Origin of the sequence: Providencia sp. wls1922, from assembly GCF_009706505.1 — a bacterium.
Taxonomy (GTDB): Bacteria; Pseudomonadota; Gammaproteobacteria; order Enterobacterales; family Enterobacteriaceae; genus Providencia; species Providencia lanzhouensis.
In genome coordinates, this window is sequence record NZ_WLUG01000080.1 from 18,647 (window position 1) to 43,014 (window position 24,368).

Consider the following 24,368-nt stretch of genomic DNA (forward strand, 5'->3'; position numbering starts at 1 on the left):
GTGACCCGATAAAGTCAGCAGCTACCGTGGTTTTTTTATGCCTTAATGAACCTATAATTTACGATTTTTCTGTTTCCGTGAAGATAGGTTTTCTAAGGCGACCAACTTTTTCTCTCAGGCTCCTTTTTACTTTGGCCGTGGTTTTGACTTCTTCATTCAAACCTTTATAGGTTGAGTAGCACATAATCAACATTAATACCGAAAGTGGAATTGCTGTGGCGACAAGTGCGGACTGCAAACCCGTTAGCCCTCCGGTCATGATAAGCACGATAGCAATTGCTGCAATTACCACTCCCCAGATAGTTTTGGTCACATGACTTGGATTTGGGTTACCATTTTCACTGACCATACCTAAAACGAATACCGCTGAGTTTGCTGACGTAATAAAGAACACCATCACCAAGACCATGGCTAAAATACTAATTAACGTCGGTGCTGGGAAATAATCTAAGAATTTAAACAGTGCAGACGTGACATCGGTTTTGACAGCATCCGCCAAGGCCACTTCACCGAGATTTTGGATAATATGGATGGCTGAGCCGCCCATCACCGCAAACCAAGCAAATGAACCTAATACCGGAATAAATACGGCACCAATCATAAACTCTTTGATTGTACGACCTTTGGAAATACGCGCCACGAAGCTACCCACTAATGGCGCCCATGCAATCCACCAGCCGAAGTAAAACAGTGTCCAGTTAGCAATCCAGGAACCATCATTATAAGGCTCAGTACGAAATGACATGCTGACGAAATTTTGCATGTAATCCCCGATACCTTGGAACAGTACTTTCAAGATAGTTTGTGTTGGACCGGCAAACAGAATAAACCCCATTAATGCGAAGGCAAGCAACATGTTGAGGTTAGAAAGATGCTTGATGGCGCCCTGCAATCCTGAAATGGTAGAAGCGATATAAATCACAGTCACAACGGCAATAATCGCGATTTGAATATAAATACTAACAGGCAAATCCCACAGATAATGCATTCCGCTGTTGACTTGTAGCGTACCAAACCCGAGGGATGTGGCGATACCAATCACAATGGATAACACGACCAGTACATCCACCCATTTTCCAATTGATCCTTTGATACGATCGCCAATTAATGGATAAAACACGGAACTTAATGAGGATGGTAATTTTTTTCTGAATTGGAAAAAAGCTAAAGAAACCCCGACTAAGGCATAACACGCCCAAGCGGAAACCCCCCAATGCAGATAGACATATTGCATCGCTGTTTTTGCCGATTGCTCAGTCATTCCGGGTCCCATTGGTGGGCTGATGTAGTAAGAAACGGGTTCTGCGACTCCCCAGAATACTAAGCTGATCCCTATGGATGCGCTAAACAGCATTCCAACCCAAGTAGCCGTGTTGTATTCCGGTTTGTCATTATCATCGCCTAAGCGAATATGGCCAAATTTCGAAAATCCAAGGTACATACAAAAGCTAAAAAAAATAAACACGGCACCAAGGATAAACCAACCTAAGTTGTTATAGATAAAGCTCAGGGCAGAGTGTGAAAATGTTTCCAGTTTATCGGGAATAAAAGCCCCTAAGCCGATGAGGATCAGGCTAAAAGCGAGGGATACGTAAAATACAGACCTTTTATGATTCATCATACCTCTTCTCCAGTTGCTCACTTCTTTATTATCTCTTTTATTGAGTCGTTATTTTGCAGGTGATGCTTACTTTGGGTTTACAAAGAATAGCCGTGCAAAGATTGCATAGTCAACAAATAATTAACCAAGTATTAACATTACGTTTGTGTATTTATTTTTTATCTGATTGAATTTTATGGTTAATAATTTTTTTTATAAAGTCTGATGATATTTTGTTTGATCATTATTGCGATCTTCGTTAACATCCGATTAAAATATGTTAACTATAAGTTTACAAAAAGAGAGGGCAATTATGAGCAATGCAGCTAAAGTCATTTCGATTAATGATCACCTTGATATAGATAATGCATGGACTATCCCTGCACGTTATTACACATCTGAAGACATTTTTGATTTTGAAAAAGAAAAAATTTTTGCTAATTCATGGGTTTGTGTTGGTCATGTGAGTGAGGTAAAAGAAAAAAATTCCTATATTACACGCCAACTAATTGGTGAAAGCCTTGTGATTGTTCGTGGTCGTGATGATGTTCTGCGCGGTTTCTACAATGTTTGCCCACACCGTGGTCATTAACTAATTAGTGGGGATGGCGGGAAAATGAAAAATGTGATTACCTGCCCTTACCATGCTTGGGCATTCAAGTTGGATGGGCAGTTGGCGCATGCAACCAATTGTGAAAACGTGAACAACTTTGAAGCGGATGCTATGTCATTAAGTTCTTTCCATGTGACTGAGCACGCAGGTTTTATCTATATAAACCTGACGGAAGGTGAACCTCAGCCAATTGAAGAGCAGCTACCTGGTTTAGCAGAAAAAATGGAAGAAGCGTGCGCGGTTATCAATGACCTGAAATTAGCAGCGCGCTTTGTTAGCCATACCCCAGCTAATTGGAAAACCATCGTTGATAACTACATTGAATGCTATCACTGCCCGACTAACCACGTTAGCTTTGCCAGTTCGGTGGATGTGAATGTGTATGAGCATTTGCTTAAAGATAATTGGACGGTACAAATCGGCAAAGCCAAGCCATCTGAATCTTCTTATCAGTTCGATGAGTCAGTATTAGACCCGCGCTTCTTTGGTTTTTGGATTTGGCCAAGCACCATGTTCAATATGCCTCCTGGCGGCGATTTTATGACGGTGATTTATGAATTCCCTGTGAATGCGGGTGAGACATTGCAGCATTACGATATCTATTTCCTGAATGAAGAACTGACTGAATATCAGAAAAATTTAGTGGAATGGTACCGCACGGTATTCCGCCCTGAAGATTTACGTTTGGTGGAAAGTGTACAAAAAGGTCTGCGTTCCCGTGGATATCGTGGTCAAGGGCGCATTATGGCTGATAGACAACGCAGTGGGATCAGTGAGCACGGTGTTGCTCATTTCCACAAAATTGTGGCTGGCGCTCATACGGAATAATCGCAAGGGATGGGAGATGTGACGATGAACAGGTTAAAACATGCCGCGCTATTTCGCCAAGCCTGCTATATCAATGGTCGCTGGGTGGAAACGGAGAAAACAATTCCCGTGACAAATCCTGCCTCTCAAACTGTGCTGGGCACCATTCCCAGCCTAACAGCAGCGCAGGTTGATGAAGCCATTGAACAAGCCCATGCCGCGATGGCGGGATGGAGCCAATTAACTGCGAAAGCGCGCTCAATTATTTTGCGCCGTTGGTTTGAGTTGATTGAGGCAAATATTGATGATCTTGGGTTGTTGATGACTCTTGAGCAAGGTAAGCCGCTGCATGAAGCAAAAGGCGAAATTCGTTATGCCGCCTCTTTTATTGAGTGGTTCGCAGAAGAAGGAAAACGTGTTTATGGGGAAACTATCCCACAAACCGTTGGAACTAATCGCCTTTCTACGATTAAGCAACCTATTGGCGTATGCAGTGCGATTACGCCATGGAATTTCCCTGCTGCGATGATCACACGCAAAGCGGCACCCGCACTTGCAGCAGGGTGCAGTATCATCATCAAGCCAGCTACAGAAACACCATTTACCGCATTGGCACTGGCTCAACTTGCCGATGAAGCGGGGATCCCTGCGGGTATTTTTAACGTGGTGACTGGAGAATCACGTTTTTTGGGGGAAAGGCTGACCAAACATGCGCTGATCAGTAAATTTTCTTTTACGGGTTCCACCCAAGTGGGGCGTGTATTAGCGGAGCAATGTGCATCGACTATCAAGAAAACATCGCTTGAATTAGGTGGAAACGCACCATTTATTGTTTTCGAGGATGCGGATATTGATAAAGCGGTCACTAGCGCCATTCAAGCCAAATTCCGTAATGGTGGGCAAACCTGTGTCTGCGTTAACCGTTTTTATCTTCATGATGTCATTTTTGATGAATTTGAACGAAAGTTTGTGGCACAAGTAGCCAAATTGAAAGTCGGTAATGGCGTGGATGCTGGTGTGGATATTGGACCGATGATCACCATTAAGGCAATTGATGGTATGAACCAATTACTTGAGGATGCTCTCGCTAAAGGCGCCCGTCGAGTGACATTAGGTTCTGAAATTGAGGAGCATGGCCACTTTATCAATCCGAAAGTGCTGGTGGATGTCGATGATTCAATGGATATCGTCCACGAAGAGATCTTTGGCCCTATTGCTACATTGATTCGATTTAGTGATGAAGATGAAGTTCTCAGCCGTGCCAATAACACCATTTATGGTTTAGCCGCTTATTTCTTTTCTCGGGATGTAAACCGTATTTACCGAGTGGCTGAAAAGCTGCAAAGCGGAATGGTTGGGATCAATACCGGTTTGATTTCAAATGAAGTGGCTCCGTTTGGTGGGGTTAAACAGTCGGGGTTAGGTAAAGAAGGTTCCCATTATGGTATCGATGATTATTTAAGCATCAAATATCTGTGCCTTGATATTGCGTAACGGAAAAAGGAACTGTGATGAGCCAACAAAAAATAGCGGTGAATGTTAGCCGAATTGAACAGGTCAGCCCAACCATTAAAATGTTCGAATTCGTGGCGCAAAAAGGACAACTTAGCCCGTTTAGCGCGGGGAGCCATGTCACGGTTCATATGGATGAGCAAATTGGGCTACAACGTGCTTATTCATTAATAAGTGACCCTCAGCAGTGCGATCGTTACTGTATCTCTGTTTTGCGTGACCAGAACTCGAAAGGGGGCTCTGTTTTCATGCACGATAACATTGCGCAGGGGGATGCACTCTATTTATCCCCTGCGCAAAATTTTTTCGCATTAGCGCAAGCGCAGAGCAGCAAACATATTTTGATCGCTGGAGGGATTGGGATCACACCATTTTTATCCTACTTGTATGAGCTTGAGCACTCAGGAATGGATTTTGAGCTTCATTACGGGTTCAGTGATAAAGCGACGGCGGCGTTTGTCGATGAATTACAGGAACGCATTGGCTCCCGTTTATACACTTATGATAAATCCCAAGCTCAACGGATGCCTGTCGCCACATTAATCCAATCCCAACCTAAAAATAGCCATGTGTATGTGTGCGGGCCTGAAAGATTGATTAATGACGTGATTGAACAGGGCAATCAGCACCTTGGTAGCGCACAAGTGCATTTTGAAAATTTTGGCGAAGTGGCGAGTGAGGGGGATTCTTTTGAAGTGCATTTTCAGCGTTCAGGATTCAGTTTACAGGTTGCGGAAGATCAATCCATTTTGCAGGTTATCGAAGCGGATAAGCGTATAAAGGTGGAGTGTATGTGCCGCAATGGCGTTTGTGGAACCTGTGAAACGGCAATTTTGGAAGGGGAAGCTGACCATCGTGATTTATATCTTGACGATGATGAGAAAGCGGAGCAAAAAACTATGATGCTGTGTGTTTCTCGGGCGAAGGGGAAGCGGCTGGTGTTAGATTTATGATGGTGAATGTGTAGATTGGTAGTGGAAAGCCCCAGTTTAATCACTGGGGTTTTTACTGATATTTACGAGGGTTTTAGTTCAAACATCAAGAAGGATTGATGCTCATCATTAAGATGATGATAGGCGGTGATCTGCTTGTCCTGAAACACAATTTGCCCACGACCTGTTTGGATAACATCGTCGAGCCACGTTTTATGATTAATGGCTAACTGATAGAGAAGGCGCTGTAAGGCTAAATAATCAATATCTGTTGATTGGCTTTTAAGATTGCTGGCGAGGATTTCTCCGGCTTTGTCGGTAAAGGTAACCAAATGTTGGAAGTGTGTCAGTAACACATCAAAGTAGCATTTGATTTTTCGTAGACGTAACTCATTGTTTTTTCGCTCAGTATTATCCAAGCTGATCCCAACTAATTTTGTGACTTTGCCGTTAGGTCCTTTAACGCCCGCGGCTCTGGATGTTATCCAGCGGTAGTCACCTTCCCAGTTGATTTTAAAATCCATTTCATGGGCACCGCCTTCTTTAATAATTTTGGAGTAACCATTGACCAGCTTATCTTTGGATGCCGGATCCATTAACGCCCAGAAATCTTCGTTGGTGGTGATTTTTATGCCATACACCGCTTCAACGTTATCGGAATAATTCAGTTCGCCAGTCAATAAATCCCATTCCCAAGTGACTATCTCCGCCGATTCTTGTAAATGTACTTCATTGATATTGCGTGTGCCGCCTACGCTGGACTGGGGATGTTGGGATTGCGTGTATTCACCATACTTGAGCCAAATCTTATCGACATCGAGTAAGTCTGCCAGCTTATTGAGGTTATCTTCGTCAATCATGCCGCCTTTTGTCCATTTATTGACGGCAGTACGGGAAACACCAAGCTGTTCCCCAACTTTTAACTGGCTCATTTTTTTCTGTTTTAATAGCTTGAGTAAGCGCTCTTTAAAAGTCTCTGGTTCGGTCATTAATGGGCATCCAATTGGTTATATTCATCCCCAAAGATGGGTGGTAAATGGGTGGCGAGATACTTTTCAAGATTTTCAATGAAAACTCTAAGACTAGCACTATTACGTAAACTACGTGAATAGACAGCAAAAACGTCAGCACCTTGATGCCATTGTGGTAGAACGCGCACTAATTTTCCTGACTGAAGTTCAGGAAGTACACTCCAAAGTGAACGTAATAAAATTCCTTCACCGCTGAGACACCACTGTTTGGCGACTTCACCGTTATTGACCATTAATTTACTATTCGGTGTGATGGTCATGCTTTCTTGTTGGTGCTCTAGTTTCCAGATTGCGGGAGCTTGATTGCGCTCTTTGATGGCAATGCACAAATGTTTCTGCTCTAGCTCTTGGGGCAAAGAAGGCTGTCCATATTTTTGAATATACGCAGGTGAGGCACAAAGTACTCGGCTATTGCGGGCTAACCGGCGTGCAATAAATTGATCCGAAATGGTGCCGCCAATGCAGATATCAAGATCGATGTTCTCACTGATGATATCGACAGATCGATCCGTTAACGTCAGATCAATACCTAAAAGAGGGTAATCAGCACGTAATGCCAGAATAAAGGGATTCAGATAGGTGCTACCAAAGCCTGTACTGCAACTGATACGCAGCTCTCCGCTGATCTCCTCGCGGCAAGCTTGTAATTCTCCCTGCATACGTTCCAATTCTTCCAGCAACCGCTCACTACTACGCAGAACAATTTTCCCTTCCGGGGTCAATTGAATGGCGCGAGCATTACGGAAAAACAGCGTTTGCCCTAAGTTTTCTTCCAGTAATTTAATGCGTTTCGATATATAGGCTGGAGATACCAATAGTTGCTCTGCCGCTTGAGAGAAGCTCATCAATCGGGCGGCGGTGACAAATACACGGATATCTTCAAGCAAAGGTAGCTTGTTCATAGTTTGTAAACCTAGGGATTACAGTTCATGCCTATACTTTATCACAGCAAGCCATAAACTGGAGGACATGCATAGATAATAATAAGGGCGTTGAAAATGGCACAATTCAATATAGCAGTCATTCCGGGTGATGGAATTGGAACGGAAGTGATCCCTGAAGGATTACGTGTTTTAGAGGCAGCGGCGCAGAAGCATGGTGTAAAACTTAACTTTACACACTTTGATTGGTCGTGTGAAACCTATCATCGTACAGGACGCATGATGCCGGAAGATGGCTTAGAGCAACTGAAAAAATTTGATGCTATTTTCCTTGGTGCCGTTGGGTTTCCGGGGGTTCCTGACCACATTTCCTTATGGGGCTTATTACTACCAATCCGCCGTGCGTTTAATCAATATGTGAATCTGCGCCCAGTTCGTTTATTTGAGGGGATTAAATGCCCATTAGCGGATAAAAAACCAGGGGATATTGATTTTTATGTAGTGCGTGAAAACGTAGAGGGCGAATATTCTGCAATTGGCGGGATTCAGTATGAAGGGACGGAAGATGAAATGGTGTCCCAGCAAAGTATTTTTACCCGCAAAGGGACTGACCGAATTTTAAAATATGCTTTCGAACTTGCCCGTTCTCGGTATAAAAAACATTTAAGTTCAGCCACGAAATCCAATGGATTATTCCACTCCATGCCGTATTGGGATAGCCGTGTGGCTGAAATGGCAAAACAGTATCCAGATGTGAAAGTCGATCAATTCCACATTGATATTTTTGCGGCTAACTTAGTGAGAATGCCGGAATTTTATGATGTGATTGTGGGATCAAACTTATTTGGGGATATTTTGTCGGATCTTGGTCCTGCGTGTACGGGGACGATTGCCATTGCACCGTCAGCGAATATCAACCCTGAAAAACAGTTTCCATCGATGTTTGAACCGGTACACGGTTCTGCGCCAGATATTGCTGGGAAAAATATTGCCAACCCAATTGGGACTATCTGGGCGGCAGCGATGATGATGCAGCATCTCGGTTGTCAAGAAATGCACGATACGATCATGTCAGCGGTTGAAACGGCGATTCGTGAACGTCGTCACTTGACTCGCGATATGGGAGGAAATTCCAGCACACAAGAATTAGGACTAGAAATTGCTCAGTTAGTGGCAGCGTCGATGTAAATTTATTGGGCTCCATCCAGTGGGTGGAGCACCTAACATCTCAGGCTCTGATTGTTTATAACCCCAAGATCTGCGAAAATAACCGCCAATTACGATTAACAATACGGATTTGCTGCGCTTAGAGCCACCTCGAGCCTCTTCCTGATGCCCATACAAATCTGGATATAGACGAAAAGAACGGTTAAATGACAGATCAGAATTTTCTCCATGAAGTTAGCACCCGTAGAACGTTTGCTATCATTTCTCACCCTGATGCCGCCCAGCCTTTCAACGCTTAAAATCACCTTTCATTGCACACCACAATCACATCTCTACGCACTGAATTTAAAGGCTTTTTGTCTTTTTCTCGTTTCTTTGCTTTTCAATGATGTTCAAGCGTAACCTCGGAAAGTGTGTACAAACTTGAGTACAAATTCCGTTTTAGAGGCCTTTGGCGAAAATTCCATGACACAAATCTGGCTTTAGGCCTTGTGGTTACTGGGTTTGATGAAGAAAGTACCTCCTGCTTTTGGTACTTTGGTTTCGACATTACAAAAGCGGAACAAATGCGATCATCTCTAGTTTTTTGTTTATAAACTTATGAATTTAAAGGGTTCGTCATTGTGGATTTTGGTGTGTCATCGTTGCGAGTGTACAAACAGTGTGTACAAATTTTTCTCGTTAGGCGTGTTGATTGCTATTCATGACACAAACCGCCTTGTAGCCCTTGTTATTCATAGGTTTGAGCTGAAAAGTACCTAATAGCAACATTTGGGTTTTGATAAGGCTGATCTTCTGAATAAATCATGCATCTTTCTAACCATCAACTAGTGATGAATCAGGCGATGATAGCTTTACATTGATTTTCAGGAGAATGCAGATGACAGCAATAGCGCACCAGGTAACCCCTTTTCTAACGTCTTATGAAGTGATGGCTCGTTACCACATTAGCTATACGACGCTCTGGCGAAGAATAAAAGATGGCAGCTTGCCGCAACCTCGTATCAACCGAAATACGCGAAACAAACTCTGGCACATTGAAGACTTGGAAGAGTATGAGAAGAAAGAGGACTGAGCCTCTTTCTTTTATTTTCCGAAACGCCAGTTGAATGGAAAGCCTGTCGGCTCGATGATGGTTTCTAGTTGTTGATACCAAACGTCGTAAGCATGACGCATTTCATCCAGGTACTGATATTGGTTGTAGATAGCATCCAACCCTTTTTTGCTGTGGCCAATCATCAACTCGGCAACTTCTTGCGTCGTGATGGCAGACATTCGCGTTCGCATCGTTCTGCGAAGATCATGCATAGACCAGTGTTCCATCTCAATACCAAGCGACCTGCGAGCCCAGATTTTCACATTGTTAGGAATAGTGGTATCAAAGCCGTTTGTGGCAAGCTCTTCTTGTCCGTTCGCGGGAAACAAGTAAGTTGATTTGCTCATCTGCATAGCCAGTTCAATCAGCTCGATAGCTGGTTTAATTAATGGCCGCATGATCGGCGCTCCAATTTTCTCACCTTGTTTGCGGATCTCTATGGGCACTGTCCACATTGCAGATTGCAAGTCAAAGTGATGCTTTTCAGCTTGAATGAGTTCGCCCTTGCGCCCCCCCAATAAGAGAAGCAGTTTTATGTAGATGCGATTCTTCTCAGTGATTTTTGACTCATGCAAATAGCGCCAAAGTATCCTGATCTCGTTGTCATTTAGCACCCGAGTTCGTTTGCCTTTCTTTCCGCCAACCTTCTTTGCTGTGATCCCTGCGGCAGCGTTAATTTCCAAAATTTGTTCATCAATCAGCCAGTCATAGAACTTATGCAGTACAGACACTAGGCGTTCTGTGTTTGAAGGGGACGACTCCGAAACCTCACGAAGACAGTTTCGCAAGGACAATTCATTGATGTCAGTTAATGGGTACTTGCCAAGTCGGGGCAGCAAATATATTTCACTGCTGCGTTTTTGGTAGTGCCACGTTTTCTCCTTTAACCCTTGCTTACCGGCAGAGTCTATCCAGTCTCGAAAAATCGATTCGAAGCTTTGGTTAGCAGAATACTTAGCCCGTTCCTGCTGTAGGTAGAGCTTGGGGTTTCGGCCCTGATCAAGTACTGCCCTTAACCTATCCAGCTCATTCCTGGCTTCAGCAAGCTTCATAAGTGGGTAAGTACCAATGTCTACCCGCTGTTGCTTGCCATCGAAACGATAACGAAACTGAAAAACAATTTTGCCCTTGGGCGATACCCGAGCACTTAGCCCATCTCGGTCGGCTTTTACTACGGTTTCTTTTGCTTCTTTATTTAACCTGGCATCGAGCCAGCTAACTGATAACGCCATGTTATAAGCCCAGCCCTAGTTTGGATTTTAATGATTGTTTACGTGATTCTGCTTTGGGTTCTGGCGCTGTACTCATAGAAGTCACTTCATCATTTGGTGCATGGCCATCCACCGGTGCAGATGTCGTGGATAGATTGGGTTGGCTCATGTGAATTAACCCAAAGGTGGCCAGCATCCGCAGACGCTCAGCGCGTTCCCGTGGTGGCGTCTTTTCCAATTCTTTGAGTAGTTCTGGGTGGCTCCCTGGGGGAATGTTGACGACGACTCTCATGATCACGCCCCATAAAACCAGAAGCCTCGGACGTTCGCCAAAACAGACTGTTCCGGCACGATAATCTTGCTTCGTGAAAAAATCTCCTTGGCCGCTTCCTTATAAGCCAAGGCTCCACCTCCGGCGATCAATACCAAGTCCGCATTAATGCTTTCGTCACGCATGGATTGGCGCATGGCTGTAAGAGCAACAGGCGCTACCTTTTTCATGGCGGCATTCAGATAAGGTGAAATATCGACTTTTTCACCAAATAGCAGCACCTGTAAGTCGCCGGTTCTCATGGCTTTTTCAAGTCGATCCATACCCACTTTGGCACCATGATCTTCCGAAATCAGCTTATCAATGGTTTCCAGTAGCACGGACATTGCCTGAAGACTGGTTCCTGATGAGCTGTAGCGAATTTCTCCGGCCTCAAGGGCAACCCAGTCAACAGAAAAGAAGCCTGGATCGATGACGACGACGCGACCTTCTTCAATCAAGCCCAAATCACCACCTGTTTGAACCAGATCCATATAGGCACCGGCAGGCTGTGGCAGCACTTTGACGTCATGAACGGTGATGCTGCGCTTAGGCGTCACTTGATGGACACCTTTTAAACGCTGCACAAGGTCAGACTTACGTTGTGGTTCATGAAACTGTGAAACCGGTAATCCAGTGACAACCAAATCGATGGATTCCGTTTCAGCCATTAACAAGGCGGCATGAAAAAGTGCCTTATAGGTTTTTGTGGTGGGATATTCCGGGTGAAGCTCTCGTTCCCAGCCTTGAAGGCGTCCAGCAGGAACACCAGCGGCCCAACGCTCATTATCGACTGACACATACAAACAAGTTTCATCATCGCCTCCACCGATACGCTCTGGCATACGATCCGCAGGACCGGCACCCGCAGGCAGAATAATGGTTTTCGGTTCACTGCCTGATTGGCCAATTGCCAGCTTCAGGTTTGAGTAACCGATATCTACGCCTAGTACAAACATACTTATCTCCTGTGCACTCAAAGTGCTCTAACGGTTTTCAATCAACCGCACTGGCCACGCTTGGGCATTTCCAAGTGCTCTGGCGGTTCACTCAAATGTCATTATCAGGATTCGGTGCACTGGCGGTGGGCAGAAAGGTGACAAATCCTTTCATCTATCTGCCTATTGCATTTTCGCAAAAGTATGATAATAGGCTCTGTTTGGCGGCGGATGACCTAGTCAAAAAAATCGAGACGCCAAACGTCGTTTGCATTCTGGCCTGAACTCGCCAAATGGTTTGTATCTTCATGACGATACGTCGTTTTAGGCGTTTTTAAGTGAAATCGGGCTGTATCCCTTGTCAGGTATGGGATTGCGCGAGTTGATTTATATCGAGACGCCAAACAGTGATTGTTACGGCAGTTTTACGTTTGGCGTTTCGATCCAAAAGCCAAACGGATAGTGGTTTTGGCTTTTGGGGTTAATTGGATGGGGAAATTGGTTTGGTAGAAATCGTCAATGAACAATGGAAAGCAGAAGTATCAGATTTACTTCAGCAAGAAACGGACAGGCTAAAAGCACTGGCACGAGCTGAAGTTGATGACTTTTGGGTTACCCATTACAAGGTTCGCGAAAATGCGCCCTTTAAAGACTGGGGGCTGCTTGGTGTCCGTATTAGAGACTTTAAGTATGGCTTTGGCATTGAGTGGTACATCAACAGCTTTCACGGTCAACGAGGTAAGCGCGTAGTCTTTAGTAAAGGACTGCGTATCTCAAAGACGAAGCTGAGATACTCATTTTTGGACTGCCAAGGTTTGGCCAAAGAATGGGAGTTAGCGCTGGCCATGGAGAAAGAAGATTTCTTCAGTGATATTCGACGCCAGGTTGATAAGCTCAACATGCTACGTCGCAGAGTGAATGCCTATTGAATCACCGGGTCTACTTAACTCGTGGTAATTGGTCCCAGCGTGTTGTATAGGCGGGAGACAAATGCTCTCGCTTCATCGACCAATCTTTCTTCGTACCTTGTCCAGCAAAGAAAACCTTTCCGGCACCGCTTTGGTTAATGGTGTCCAATACAGACATTAACTGCTGGCTATTAGAGCGGGTCGATACGTCATCGAATAGTCCTGGTTGAAACATGCCTGGATCGTAAAAGTCAGACAGCATGACACCCGCTTTGGCATAACGAAAACCATCCTTCCATATCCGCTTGAGTAAGTGATTGGCCAGCTCGATAAAATCTCGTGTATCGCAACTGGGGATCAGCAACTCGCCCGATGCGGAGTTGCTGTATTGCGGCTCATTGTCCTTAAAGGGGCTGGTACGTATGAACACGGTAAGCACTTTGGCTTGCTGCTGTTCTTTGCGAAGCTTCTCAGTGGCGCGGGTTGCGTATTCGCAGACGGCTTCACGTAACAATTCAAATTGCGTTACTTTTGCGCCAAATGAACGGCTACAGACGATTTGTTTCTTAGTTGGCGGGATCTCTTCAAGTTCAATGCACGACTCACCATTGAGCTCTCTGACGGTTCTTTCTAAAACCACCGAGAACTGGTCTCTGATGGCTCTAGGAGAGGCATTGGCTAGGTCTAGGGCTGTGGTGATACCCAACGCATTTAAACGCTTAGAAAGCCGTCTACCAACGCCCCAAACATCATCAACCGGGACTAATGCGAGCAATCGACGTTGTCGATCTGGATTGGTCAGGTCTACAACCCCCTGAGTGGCTGGATACTTTTTGGCGGCATGGTTAGCCAGCTTGGCGAGTGTTTTAGTCGGTGCCATGCCTACACAGACGGTGATCCCAATCCAGTGGCCTATGCGCTCTCGCACTTGTTGTCCGAACTCGACAAGGGATATGGCAGACTCTATACCGGTTAAATCCAAAAACGCTTCGTCAATGGAGTAAACCTCTACTAGTGGTGCCATCTCTTCCAAAGTGCGCATCACTCGACTGCTCAAATCTGCGTACAGCGCGTAATTGGACGAGAATGCCAAAATACCATGACGCTGCATTTCAGCTTTGATTTGAAAGACGGGTACGCCCATTTTAATACCGAGTAACTTAGCTTCACGCGACCGTGCAACCACGCAGCCGTCATTGTTGGACAGCACCACAACCGGCGTATCTTTTAAATCAGGACGAAACAGCTTCTCACAACTGGCGTAAAAATTGTTGCAGTCCACCAAGGCAAATACAGGCATGGGATAGTCACGACTTGCGGCGCATGTTTCGCACCACATTGGTGACCACACCAAATATCTCTAACTCTGTCCCTTCAGGAATATGAATGGGCTCATACGCCGGGTTTCTTGGGATCAGCATGACGCACGGTCTTAGTTGAAGCTCCTTTACCGTGAGTTCACCATGGATTCCCGCGATGACAATGTCACCGTGTTCTGCTTGGACAGAGCGATCAACCACCAGAATATCATCTGGGTGAATCCCGGCATCAATCATTGAATCACCTTCAACACGCACAAAGAACGTTGCAGCCGGTCGCTTGATGCACAGCTCGTTAAGGTCGAGCGTTTGCTCAATATAATCCTGCGCTGGTGAGGGAAAACCAGCAGAAACACGTTCCATGAACAATGGGATACGAAGGCGCTTGGCTTTGATGAAGGCAAGTGCGCCGCTACGGCCTATCAGCGAGACACTCATGACGAACCTCGAAAAATCATAATTGATACTGTTTGTTTATACAGTATCTAATGCTATGCTGATTTCTACAAGTAAAATTGTAGGTAAAACTGTAGTTGTTCGAGTAAGACGTTGTGTTGTCGGTGATTTATTTTTTGTGTTGAAAAGCTTGATGTGGGGGATCGCTCGCCCTCGTCAAAGCCTGCAAGGCTTGGACAATACTGCTTCTGCCTACTGCTCTTGTTTCTGTTACTGATCCTGTTACTGCTACTGCTACTGGTTAACGCATGGGTCAAGTAACCGTCAGACAAGGCTTGTTGAACCCTTTGCAAAGGGTTTAAAAACAGTTAGTAAAATTCTGCTTCGTATTGAATTTACTGGCTTAAAGCGAAGTCAGGAGCATCATTAAAATGCTCAGTCGAACTCAGTTAAAGCCTTTTGCAACCGTTTGAAAAGGGATTGGCTAAGCCATACGTAAAGGGTATCGGTAAGGGTTACCTAAACGGTTTAGCTAAGGCTTTCTGAAAGGCTTAGCCAAAGCCTTCATACATGGGTTCAACCAATAGAAAGATTAAAAAAACGCAGAGGTATTCAAGGTGCATTTTGAAAAACCTGTGGCACAGTGAAATAACCTAAAGCGAACAATAGAATTGAAGAGGAACCATCAATGACAAGAGCCCCTGCGCCATTTCCGCTAGAGCGCCTGGCGGATATCCCAGAAAGGCCAGAAGATTTTAGATTGCTGGAGCGTATTCCATTAACGCGTGAGCCGCAGTCCTGGCCACTTGAACTATCTCCCATGGTCGGTGATGAACAGCCAATGGTGCTGCTCGATACTGAGACAACCGGACTGTCTGCCGATGACGAGTCCATTATTGAGCTTGGTATGGTTAAGGTGCTTTACAGCCCCTCTGCTCAGCGGATTGTGTCGATTGTTGATGTGATCAGCTTGTATGAAGATCCCGGCAAGCCAATCCCCGAGCTGATTACCGAGCTAACCGGTATTACCGATGAGATGGTGCAAGGCCAGCGCATTGATGATGCTCTGGTAGCGAGTTGGTTATCCGATGATCCGCTGGTGGTTGCACACAATGCGCAGTTTGATCGTCCTTTCTTTGAAAAGCGATTTGCCGCATTAGGCCATCTATCTTGGGCCTGTTCAGCTAGCGGCATAGATTGGAAAGCACTGGGCTTTGAAAGTCGGAAACTTGAGTACCTGCTGCTTCGCTTAGGTTGGTTCTATGAAGGACACCGAGCTGCAACCGATTGTTTGGCGATGGCCTGGTTGTTTCATTTGTTGCCCGAGTCCGTTGCAAACTTGTTGTCTGAAGCAAACAGGCGAACAGTGTTAGTTCGTGCGTTTGGTGCGCCATTTGACGTAAAGGACTATTTAAAAGAGCGTGGTTACCGCTGGCATGACGGTGTTAAAGGTGCCAACAAACATTGGTGGCGCGAAATCAGCGAAGACGAGTTGCCGCAGGAACAAACTTACCTGGATGATTTGTATCATCGTGGTTCAGAACATGCCCACTATGACTACAAAGATGCTCGCAATCGATTTAAAGCCTTGTCATAGCCCCTTGCATATTTGAAAACCTCTGGAAAATGGAAAGTGAACTCATGGTTTAACCAATAAGAGGAATCTTTCCATGTACCAAGACACCTACATTGAATACTGGGGCGAAATCTTCGTCTCTGCCCGCATCATTGAATTTGGCATCACGTTCGAGCGCTTTCTTAAAGATCCATGGAAGCATTTGATGTCCTGTGGCCAAGAGTCTGCCCCAGACGCGATTGCTGAAGGGATGCTGCCATTGCTACCAGCCCAGGCAGAAGTTGCTAGACGTGTTCGAGAGAATGAATTGCGTCAGTTGGCATTCCAGCGTGAGCTTCTATCAAGGCCAGAAAAGAAACATTCGAACAATGTCAAGCCAATTTTTATAGCCAACAAGACGACTTGTTGATACTATGAGACCTAATGAAAAAAAGTAGGTTGCTTGATGGCATTCAATCGATGGCTTCCTAGTTTTAAATGATTAGGGCTTGTCCCAGATGGATTGAGAGGCTGACAGTGCAAGACAACACTGGACTTGAAGAGCTTAGCCAAGCACAGAGAGAACGACTCGCTCATATTGATTTCACTTTGTTATTTAAAGGTGAAGCTGGGCGTAGTTATTTAACCGAGCGCTTTAGCGTAGCGCCGTCTGTGGCAACACAAGATTTTGCGCGGTACAAAGAGTTGGCTCCTAACAACGTTATGTATGACGAAAAGCGCAGAGTGCACTTGAAGACGAGCGCATTCCAGCCGTTGTTTGATTATGACGTTGTTCGAACTCTTGCGACGATAAGCCAAGGGTTCGGTGATGGCTTTCTTGGCAAGGTCAGGCCACCTATGGCTTGTGAAGCACCATTTCATCTCAATAAGCCGAAATTGGAAGTGGTAGCGGCTATTAGTGAAGCCATACATAAGCGCGCTGTGATTAATATTGAGTACACCTCATTGTCGAGTGGTCATGGGAGCAGGCAAATAGTTCCTCATACCTTGATTGACAATGGCTTGAGATGGCATGTCCGAGCATTCGATAGAAAGCATAGAGAATTTAGGGATTTTGTTTTAACCAGAATAAGTGAAGTTGAGTTGTTAGAGGATGAGGTTAACGACGAAGTTGAGACTCTTCAGTGGGATAAGCAATGGAACCGAATCGTTGAACTAGAGCTGATACCTCATCCAAAACTAGCACATCCAGAAGCTGTATCGATGGACTACGCAATGGAAAACAATAGGTTGCGTGTAGAGATAAGAGCTGCGTTCGCTGGATATTTACTGCGTTTATGGAATATCGATTGTTCAAAGAATAGTAAGAGCAATGGGCGAGAGTTCCAATTAGCACTTAAAAATCCAGAAGCACTATACGGCGTTGACAATACTGCACTTGCTCCTGGATATAGCGAATCGTGAGATGAATTTATGAATATAAAAGAATATTTAGGCGATCTTATCGGAGGCAGTTTATTGATAACTGAATCTAGAATAATCGCAGAATCGCTACTGAAAAAACTTCCAGAAGATGAGTGGAAGTCGCTGATCGTTGAGCAAAATGTTCTTCAGAAAAAATCCGGTCAGACTGCTATTCGTTATGCCAGAACAATCCGTTGGCGTATTGAAGGCCTGGGTGATGAGTTTATGACTGATCTTTTAGCCGCGAGTGAACGCGCCTATGTCCAAATGCTGATGATGTCATTACTCATTCATTCTCCGGTTGTCGCTGATTTTATGAGACTTACCTTAGCCGAGGCTCGTCGCACCTATAAACCCTCTTTAACCGCTGATGCATGGTCTGAGTTTTATGACACGAGAGTGCGGGCATATGCCGAACTTGGCGGTTTTTCTGACTCAACTGTCAAAAAAATGGGTAACAACGCAATTAAGGCATTGGTTGATAGTGGCTACTTGAGTGATAGCAGGACAAAGAAAATACAACCTGTTTACCTAATGCCAGAAGTTAAAGATTGGTTAGTTCGTCTGGGCCGGGAAGATTTGATTGATGTAATGGAGTGCACAATATGAAGGCTCTTCAGACCAGGCTTGATCTGATATTGGAACGAATTGAAAGCCCTAAGTTTTTGAAAAACGATGGCTTGGGCAATGAAATTGGATTTTGGGTATTTGACTATCCAGCCAAGTATGAACTGCTTGTACGAGAGCACCTTAAGCACGTTGACGAAAAACTCAACAAGCGTGGTTACCGCTTTGTCCATCTCAATATTTTTGAAGTCTTGATAGATATGCTTGAGGAGCGAGGCCTTTTCGACCGAGCTTGCCAGCGTGAACTGCAAGTCGGTGTTGATGGCCTTCGAAAAACACTAGCCGGGCCTCTGAGCCAAGAGAAAGTGGCAAGGTATATCGCGGACAAATATAAGCCATCAGAACTTGAGTTTGTGTTGCTGTCAGGCTTAGGCAGTGCGTGGCCTCTTGTTCGAGGGCATGAGTTACTTAGTGCTCTGCAAGACGTTATGGGTAGCACGCCATTAGTGCTTTTCTATCCGGGTGAATATAGCGGAAGGGATTTGCATCCTTTCGGCATGATCGAATCTAAAAACTACTATCGCGCCTTCAAGCTTGTGCCTGAAGACGGTAAAAAAAATTAAGAGCAGGGAGCCTCCCGAATGAAAATTGAACAGATTTTTTCCAAGAAGTTGACGCGTGACATTAATGGCGTTGTTAAAGCGGAACAAAAAGACAATGACAGTGTGTATGTCGAGCTTGATGAGTATGTTGTAACCCGAGAGCTAGATCGTCACTTTCGAGCATTCTTTGAAGCTTATGTACCATCTGTTGCGAAAAGCCACGGTGATATGTCAGGTAAAATTGGCGTATGGATTTCTGGCTTCTTTGGCTCGGGTAAATCGCACTTCCTGAAAATTTTATCTTATTTGCTTGAGAATAAATCTGTTGAAAAAGATGGCCAAGGCCGACAAGCGTTTGAGTTTTTCAAAGACAAAATCAACGACGCCATGCTGTTGGCGGACATCCAAAACGCTGTTACCAAAGACACTGATGTTATTCTTTTTAACATCGATTCGCGAGCCAATACGGACGACCGAGAAAATGCCATTCTTAAGGTTTTCCTCAAAGTATTTAATGAACGTGTAGGATACTGCGCTGACTTTCCTCACATTGCCCACTTAGAACGCGAACTTGATAAACGTAATCAATACGCATCTTTCAAGGATAAATTTGCTGAGTTGACCCAATCAACTTGGGAAAAGGAGCGTGACGCCTATGACTTCTATCGAGACGAACTTTCAGAAGCTCTCGCTCATGCCAGTGAGCAATCATTAGAGTCTGCAAAAGCTTGGGTTGAGCAGGTTGAAAACAATTTCCCGCTAGATATCCGAAACTTCTGTAAGTGGGTTAATGAATACTTAGATCGAACTGGGGATCGTAACCTTCTTTTCTTAGTCGATGAAGTCGGTCAGTTTATCGGTAAGAACACACAAATGATGTTGAAGCTTCAGACCATTACTGAAGATCTTGGCACATATTGTGGTGGCAGAGCTTGGGTCGTTGTTACCTCTCAGGCAGACATTGATGCTGCCATTGGTGGTATGGATAAGCGCGATGGCGAGGACTTCTCTAAAATTCAAGGGCGTTTTAGTACCCGCTTACAGCTGTCGAGCTCGAATACCTCGGAAGTTATTCAAAAGCGTTTGTTGTCCAAAACGGAAGAAGCTCGTACACACCTCATCGATGTCTTTGCAGAAAAGGGCGACATTCTTCGTAACCAGCTGACATTTGATAAAACGACAACCGCTTCTCTAAAAGGTTACACCGACGCTCCGTCTTTCGTGGACAACTATCCGTTTGTGCCTTACCACTACACGTTGGTTCAAAAAGTGTTTGAGTCAATTCGAACAAAAGGCGCGACGGGTAAGCACTTAGCTATGGGTGAGCGTTCATTACTTGATGCCTTCCAATCAGCTGCAAAACAGATGAAGGACTCTGGCCTTGATGTGTTAATCCCGTTTTACAGTTTCTATGCACCGATTGAAAGCTTTTTGGAGCCAGCTGTTAAGCGAACGATTGACCAAGCCTGTGAGTTGGATTCCTTAACAGAATTCGATGGCAAGATCCTAAAAACTCTTTTCTTGATCCGTTATGTGGACGTTGTCAAAAGCACACTAGACAACCTTGTAACGCTGTCAATTGATCGAATCGATGCAGATAAAATTGCGCTGCGTAAACAAATTGAAGAGAGCTTGAATCGTCTTGAACGCCAATTGCTGATTGCCCGTAATGGTGATGAATTTATCTTCCTGACCAACGAAGAAAAAGAGATCGAAAACGAGATCCGCCACACTGACGTTGAAATGTCAGAGGTCTCTAACAAGCTTTCAGCAATCGTATTTGACGGTATTTTGAAAGGTAATCGTGCCTATCGTTACCCGATTAATAAGCAAGACTTTGCGGTGAGCCGTTTTTGCAATGGTCATCCAAAAGATGGCACCACGCTGGAAGACCTAGTCATTAAAGTCATTTCACCTTTGGATTCGCACTTTGAAAATTACTCCCACGATCAAGCGTGCATCAATCATACGCTTGAGGCTGATGGGTGCGTGCTCGTCAAGCTGGGCGAACATAAGCGTCTTTGGGATGACCTGACAACCTTTATTAAAACTGACCGATTCTTAAAACAAAATTCAGGACAGCGACCAGAGCAAGAACACCTTCTCCGCGAAAAGCAGATGGAAAATATTGAGCGTGAAAAACGCTTAAGAACGGATTTTGAAGCTTTGTTTGCAGAGGCTGACGTTTACGCTATCGGCACAAAACTACCGAAGAAATCAGCAACGCCAAGTGCCATCGTCGAAGAGGCATACAAATACGTTATCGAAAACACCTTCGCTAAATTGAATATGCTCAAGGCAACGCCTGGTGAGGTTTTGCGTGAGCTACAGGCCGTTCTTGTTGCTGATGATATTGCTCAGATTGGACTGGATCTTCAAGCGGATGAATGTAACCCAGAAGCTACGCGTGAGGTTGAGCAGTACGTAACGCTAAAAGTCGAGCGTAATGAGCCTGTTTACTTACGTGACATCGTTGCCCGCTTCGGCAAGCGCCCATATGGCTGGCCAGACAATGAAATCTTATTGCTCACTGCAAGGCTGGGCTTGGCTGGAAAGGTATCTTTTAGTACCCAAGGCACAGATCTGGCGTTGAAAAAAGCTTACGAGCCGTTTACCAGTGTGCGTAAACGCGGCGAGATCCGTGTACATAAAATCAGGCAACATGACGAGCGCCAAATTAAAAAGGCTGCTGGTCTTGTTAAAGAGATCTTTTCAAAAACCTTTACCGGCTCTGGTGAAAAGGAGCTCTACGAATTAGTGCGCGATGAATTACTGGCTTGGAATGAAGAGCTTAAATCATTCAGAACCAAGTCACAGACAGGCCATTTCCCAGGTAAATCTCAAATTGACGATGGTCTTGCATTGGTCGCGGGTATTCTTGAGCAAACTTCAAGCTTCGCCCTTATCGCCCGATTCTTAGAAGACGCTGATGCCCTTGAAGAGTTTGCTGAGGACTTTGAGGATCTTGATGACTTCTACAATAGCCAATTTCAAACTTGGCAAGCCCTTGCTGGCGCATTGAACGAGAAGTTTAAGGCCAATAGACCCGCGTTAGAAAAAGACAGTGAAGCATTAAAAGCGCTCACTGAATTAGAACGCATTTACAATATGCCCTCACCGTATGAGCAGCTGCGCCACATTAATCCGCTTATCGAGCAGGTGGCAAAAGTTAACTCAACATTGGTTGAAGAAAAACGCACTCATGCCTTAGAGCGTGTTGATCTGCGCATCGGACGTGTAAAAGAAGCGCTAGCTGAAGCTCATGCACCGTCTGAACTACAGAACCAAGCACTGCGCCCGTTACAAATGTGCCGACAGCGCATTGAAGCAACCTCTTCAATACCACAAGTTATCAGTGAGCAAACTGAAGCGGAAGGTTACGAGGACGAAGCTTATGAGTTGCTGAATGGCTTTATCGAAGATCAACGCACAAAAGCTGAAGCTGAGCAAAGACGTCGTGAACTCGAACAGAAGAAACGCGAAGAAGAAGCAGCGAAAGCCGGTAAGGCAGCTCCAGCACCTGAGCCAGTCCCTGAACCAGTGCAGCCACAGCCGGTTGCAAAACGTACTGTAACGATTAACCCAACTGATGCCATGGCAAAGTCAGTAACAACCGGATTCATTGAAAGTGAAGCCGAAGTTGATGCCTATCTTGCCGCTTTAAGAGAACAGCTGATTGCTGCTGTCAAAGCTGGCGACCGAGTGAGAATTAAGTAAGAGGCAACGGATAGCTATGTATCAAGCGGGTGGAACAATAAGATCATTACTCGACAAGGTTGCTGAGCAGGAATACCTGTTACCGGCCATCCAGCGAGAGTTTGTATGGCGACCAGAACAGATCTGTCGTCTATTTGATAGCCTGTTGCAAGGTTACCCGTTTGGGACCTTTCTATTCTGGAAGATAAAACCAGAGAACCGGGATAGCTATCAGTTTTATCAGTTCATGCAGCATTACCATGAGCGAGATAACTACCATTGTGAAAATGTCACTCAGTTACCAGAGCGCGAGTTCATTGCCGTCCTAGATGGACAGCAGCGGATTACTGCTTTGAATATCGGCTTACGCGGCTCATTTGCGTGGAAGCTGACAGGTAAATGGTGGAGTAATGATGACGCCTTCCCTGTGCGCAGGCTTCACTTAAATCTGTTAAGCCAGCCCGACTTAGAAACTGGGTCGATGTATGACTTTGAGTTCCTAACCGACGATAAAGCCTCTCTGGATGCATCTGAACGGTACTGGTTCCGTGTAGGCCGGATTATGGAAGAGGAAGAGGATGCACTTATCGATGAAGTTGCTGATGATGACAGGTTGAGTTCGGAGCAACGCAAAGAGGCTCGCTCAACTCTTCGTCACTTGTATCGAACCATCCATGACAAAGACAAGATTTCGTTTTACGAAGAAAGTGATCAGAGCCTAGAACGTGTTCTGAATATATTTATCCGCATGAATAGCGGCGGTACTACCTTGTCCTATTCAGACTTACTACTTTCAATAGCAGTAGCCCAGTGGAGCTCGTTAGATGCCCGTGAAGAAATTCATGCATTAGTAGATGAGATGAACCGTGTTGGTGATGGATTCAACGTATCAAAGGATCTCGTGTTAAAAGCAGGCTTAATGCTCTCTGACATCGGTAGCGTGGGCTTTAAGGTTGAGAACTTTAACAAGGAAAACATGGCGATTCTGGAAAAGAACTGGACGCCAATTCGTGATGCGTTATTGCTCTCAATGCAGTTGCTTGCAAGTTTTGGTTTTAATGCACAAAACCTCAGAGCAACAAGTGCCATCCTCCCGTTGGCGTATTACCTGCACCACCGTAAATTAACAGCAAGCTACCTTTCTAGGGTTGAATATGCGGTCGATAGAGAATGCATCAGAAACTGGCTCATTAGGTCGTTGTTGAAAGCGTCAGGCATCTGGGGAAGTGGTTTGGATACCCTGCTTACTATGCTTCGCTCAGACATCAAACAATCGGGTGATACGAGTTTCCCGCTAGCTAAAATTGAAGCGACCATGCAGCAACGTGGAAAATCGTTGCGCTTTGACCCAGAGGAAATTAGTGAACTAGCCCAGTTGGATTATGGTAATCCGCGTACCTTTGCCTTGTTGACATTGTTGTTCCCTGGATTCGATTTTTCACGACACTTTCATGTGGACCACATTTACCCCAAAGGTTTGTTTACACGTAACAAGCTTGCAAAAGTTGGTGTCCCAGCAGAACAGCTAAATGAACTCATCGAGGCATCTAACAAGCTGCCAAACCTTCAACTGTTGGAAGGGACAATCAACAACCAGAAGCGGCAAAAAATGCCCCATGAATGGTATGCGCAGCAGTGGCCTGATGTGAATGCAAGACAAGCACATCTGCAATCGCAAGCCATAACATCATTACCTGAACAACTAAACCAGTTTATGGACTTTTACCGCGAGCGTCAGGAAACACTGCTTGCCCGCATTAGAACTGCATTACAACCCGCAAGCAGCGTAGAGACAGAATAAG

The 24,368-nt window shown here is 45.0% G+C and carries 20 protein-coding genes and 1 pseudogene; 13 read left to right on the forward strand and 8 right to left on the reverse strand.

Annotated elements, in window-relative coordinates; translation table 11 throughout:
* Positions 1–58: 58 nt before the first annotated feature.
* Positions 59–1,621 (reverse strand): BCCT family transporter, encoded by a 1,563-nt coding sequence (locus tag GKR71_RS07945; protein WP_148444757.1) that lies wholly within the window; start codon positions 1,619–1,621, stop codon positions 59–61.
* Between the two features lie 292 nt (positions 1,622–1,913).
* Between GKR71_RS07945 and GKR71_RS07950 the strand changes: the two are divergent.
* From GKR71_RS07950 to GKR71_RS07960, 3 genes and pseudogenes are all read left to right on the forward strand, one after another.
* Positions 1,914–3,041: pseudogene (locus GKR71_RS07950) on the forward strand (aromatic ring-hydroxylating oxygenase subunit alpha).
* A 24-nt stretch (positions 3,042–3,065) separates the two neighbouring features.
* Entirely contained in the window at positions 3,066–4,514 is a 1,449-nt protein-coding gene (locus GKR71_RS07955; protein ID WP_154599531.1) for an NAD-dependent succinate-semialdehyde dehydrogenase, read from the forward strand.
* 17 nt (positions 4,515–4,531) lie between these two features.
* Complete coding sequence (locus GKR71_RS07960; protein ID WP_036950203.1) at positions 4,532–5,485, forward strand: PDR/VanB family oxidoreductase; 954 nt, start codon at positions 4,532–4,534, stop codon at positions 5,483–5,485.
* A 62-nt stretch (positions 5,486–5,547) separates the two neighbouring features.
* Here GKR71_RS07960 and GKR71_RS07965 read toward each other — a convergent pair whose 3' ends face one another.
* Complete coding sequence (locus GKR71_RS07965) at positions 5,548–6,453, reverse strand: helix-turn-helix domain-containing protein (RefSeq protein ID WP_154634108.1); 906 nt, start codon at positions 6,451–6,453, stop codon at positions 5,548–5,550.
* Entirely contained in the window at positions 6,453–7,397 is a 945-nt protein-coding gene (locus GKR71_RS07970) for a LysR substrate-binding domain-containing protein (protein WP_036950207.1), read from the reverse strand. The genes GKR71_RS07965 and GKR71_RS07970 overlap by 1 nt, the downstream gene beginning before the upstream one ends.
* Positions 7,398–7,493: 96 nt before the next feature.
* On the opposite strand from GKR71_RS07970, the gene GKR71_RS07975 reads away from it, so the two are divergent.
* Together GKR71_RS07975 and GKR71_RS20340 are read left to right on the forward strand one after the other, a co-directional pair.
* Entirely contained in the window at positions 7,494–8,564 is a 1,071-nt protein-coding gene (locus tag GKR71_RS07975) for a tartrate dehydrogenase (protein ID WP_154599530.1), read from the forward strand.
* 859 nt (positions 8,565–9,423) lie between these two features.
* Positions 9,424–9,618, forward strand: coding sequence for a DNA-binding protein (locus tag GKR71_RS20340; protein WP_154634109.1), 195 nt, complete (start codon positions 9,424–9,426; stop codon positions 9,616–9,618).
* An 11-nt stretch (positions 9,619–9,629) separates the two neighbouring features.
* Here the strand turns inward: GKR71_RS20340 and GKR71_RS07985 are convergent, their stop codons facing one another.
* From GKR71_RS07985 to GKR71_RS07995, 3 genes are read right to left on the reverse strand one after another with little or no spacing between them, the layout of a single operon-like run.
* The gene (locus GKR71_RS07985) at positions 9,630–10,871 is read right to left on the reverse strand and encodes a tyrosine-type recombinase/integrase (protein WP_154634110.1); all 1,242 of its coding nucleotides are present in this window, start codon (positions 10,869–10,871) and stop codon (positions 9,630–9,632) included.
* 1 nt (position 10,872) lies between these two features.
* Positions 10,873–11,142, reverse strand: coding sequence for a hypothetical protein (locus tag GKR71_RS20345; protein WP_154634111.1), 270 nt, complete (start codon positions 11,140–11,142; stop codon positions 10,873–10,875).
* 2 nt (positions 11,143–11,144) lie between these two features.
* Complete coding sequence (locus GKR71_RS07995) at positions 11,145–12,119, reverse strand: ParM/StbA family protein (RefSeq protein ID WP_000497807.1); 975 nt, start codon at positions 12,117–12,119, stop codon at positions 11,145–11,147.
* A gap of 482 nt (positions 12,120–12,601) precedes the next feature.
* On the opposite strand from GKR71_RS07995, the gene mobI reads away from it, so the two are divergent.
* Entirely contained in the window at positions 12,602–13,027 is a 426-nt protein-coding gene (mobI, locus tag GKR71_RS08000; RefSeq protein WP_442959411.1) for a conjugative transfer protein MobI(A/C), read from the forward strand.
* A 10-nt stretch (positions 13,028–13,037) separates the two neighbouring features.
* Here the strand turns inward: mobI and umuC are convergent, their stop codons facing one another.
* Positions 13,038–14,306, reverse strand: coding sequence for a translesion error-prone DNA polymerase V subunit UmuC (umuC, locus tag GKR71_RS08005; protein ID WP_154634113.1), 1,269 nt, complete (start codon positions 14,304–14,306; stop codon positions 13,038–13,040).
* Between the two features lie 7 nt (positions 14,307–14,313).
* Positions 14,314–14,763: a translesion error-prone DNA polymerase V autoproteolytic subunit gene (umuD, locus tag GKR71_RS08010; protein WP_154634114.1), complete on the reverse strand. Its 450-nt coding sequence runs from the start codon at positions 14,761–14,763 to the stop codon at positions 14,314–14,316.
* Positions 14,764–15,409: 646 nt separating this feature from the next.
* Here umuD and GKR71_RS08015 point away from each other — a divergent pair.
* From GKR71_RS08015 to GKR71_RS08045, 7 genes are all read left to right on the forward strand, one after another.
* Positions 15,410–16,318, forward strand: a complete 909-nt coding sequence (locus tag GKR71_RS08015; RefSeq protein WP_154634115.1) for a 3'-5' exonuclease — start codon at positions 15,410–15,412, stop codon at positions 16,316–16,318.
* 73 nt (positions 16,319–16,391) lie between these two features.
* Positions 16,392–16,706 (forward strand): hypothetical protein, encoded by a 315-nt coding sequence (locus tag GKR71_RS08020; RefSeq protein ID WP_000284113.1) that lies wholly within the window; start codon positions 16,392–16,394, stop codon positions 16,704–16,706.
* A 68-nt stretch (positions 16,707–16,774) separates the two neighbouring features.
* Positions 16,775–17,701, forward strand: coding sequence for a WYL domain-containing protein (locus tag GKR71_RS08025; RefSeq protein WP_154634116.1), 927 nt, complete (start codon positions 16,775–16,777; stop codon positions 17,699–17,701).
* Between the two features lie 9 nt (positions 17,702–17,710).
* Entirely contained in the window at positions 17,711–18,310 is a 600-nt protein-coding gene (locus tag GKR71_RS08030) for a DUF1819 family protein (protein ID WP_001021937.1), read from the forward strand.
* Positions 18,307–18,891: a DUF1788 domain-containing protein gene (locus GKR71_RS08035; RefSeq protein WP_000645939.1), complete on the forward strand. Its 585-nt coding sequence runs from the start codon at positions 18,307–18,309 to the stop codon at positions 18,889–18,891. The genes GKR71_RS08030 and GKR71_RS08035 overlap by 4 nt, the downstream gene beginning before the upstream one ends.
* 18 nt (positions 18,892–18,909) lie before the next feature.
* Entirely contained in the window at positions 18,910–22,587 is a 3,678-nt protein-coding gene (brxC, locus tag GKR71_RS08040; protein ID WP_108479632.1) for a BREX system P-loop protein BrxC, read from the forward strand.
* A gap of 16 nt (positions 22,588–22,603) precedes the next feature.
* A complete protein-coding gene (locus GKR71_RS08045) occupies positions 22,604–24,367 on the forward strand; it encodes a DUF262 domain-containing protein (RefSeq protein WP_108479633.1) in 1,764 nt (587 codons plus the stop codon).
* Position 24,368: the final 1 nt, after the last annotated feature.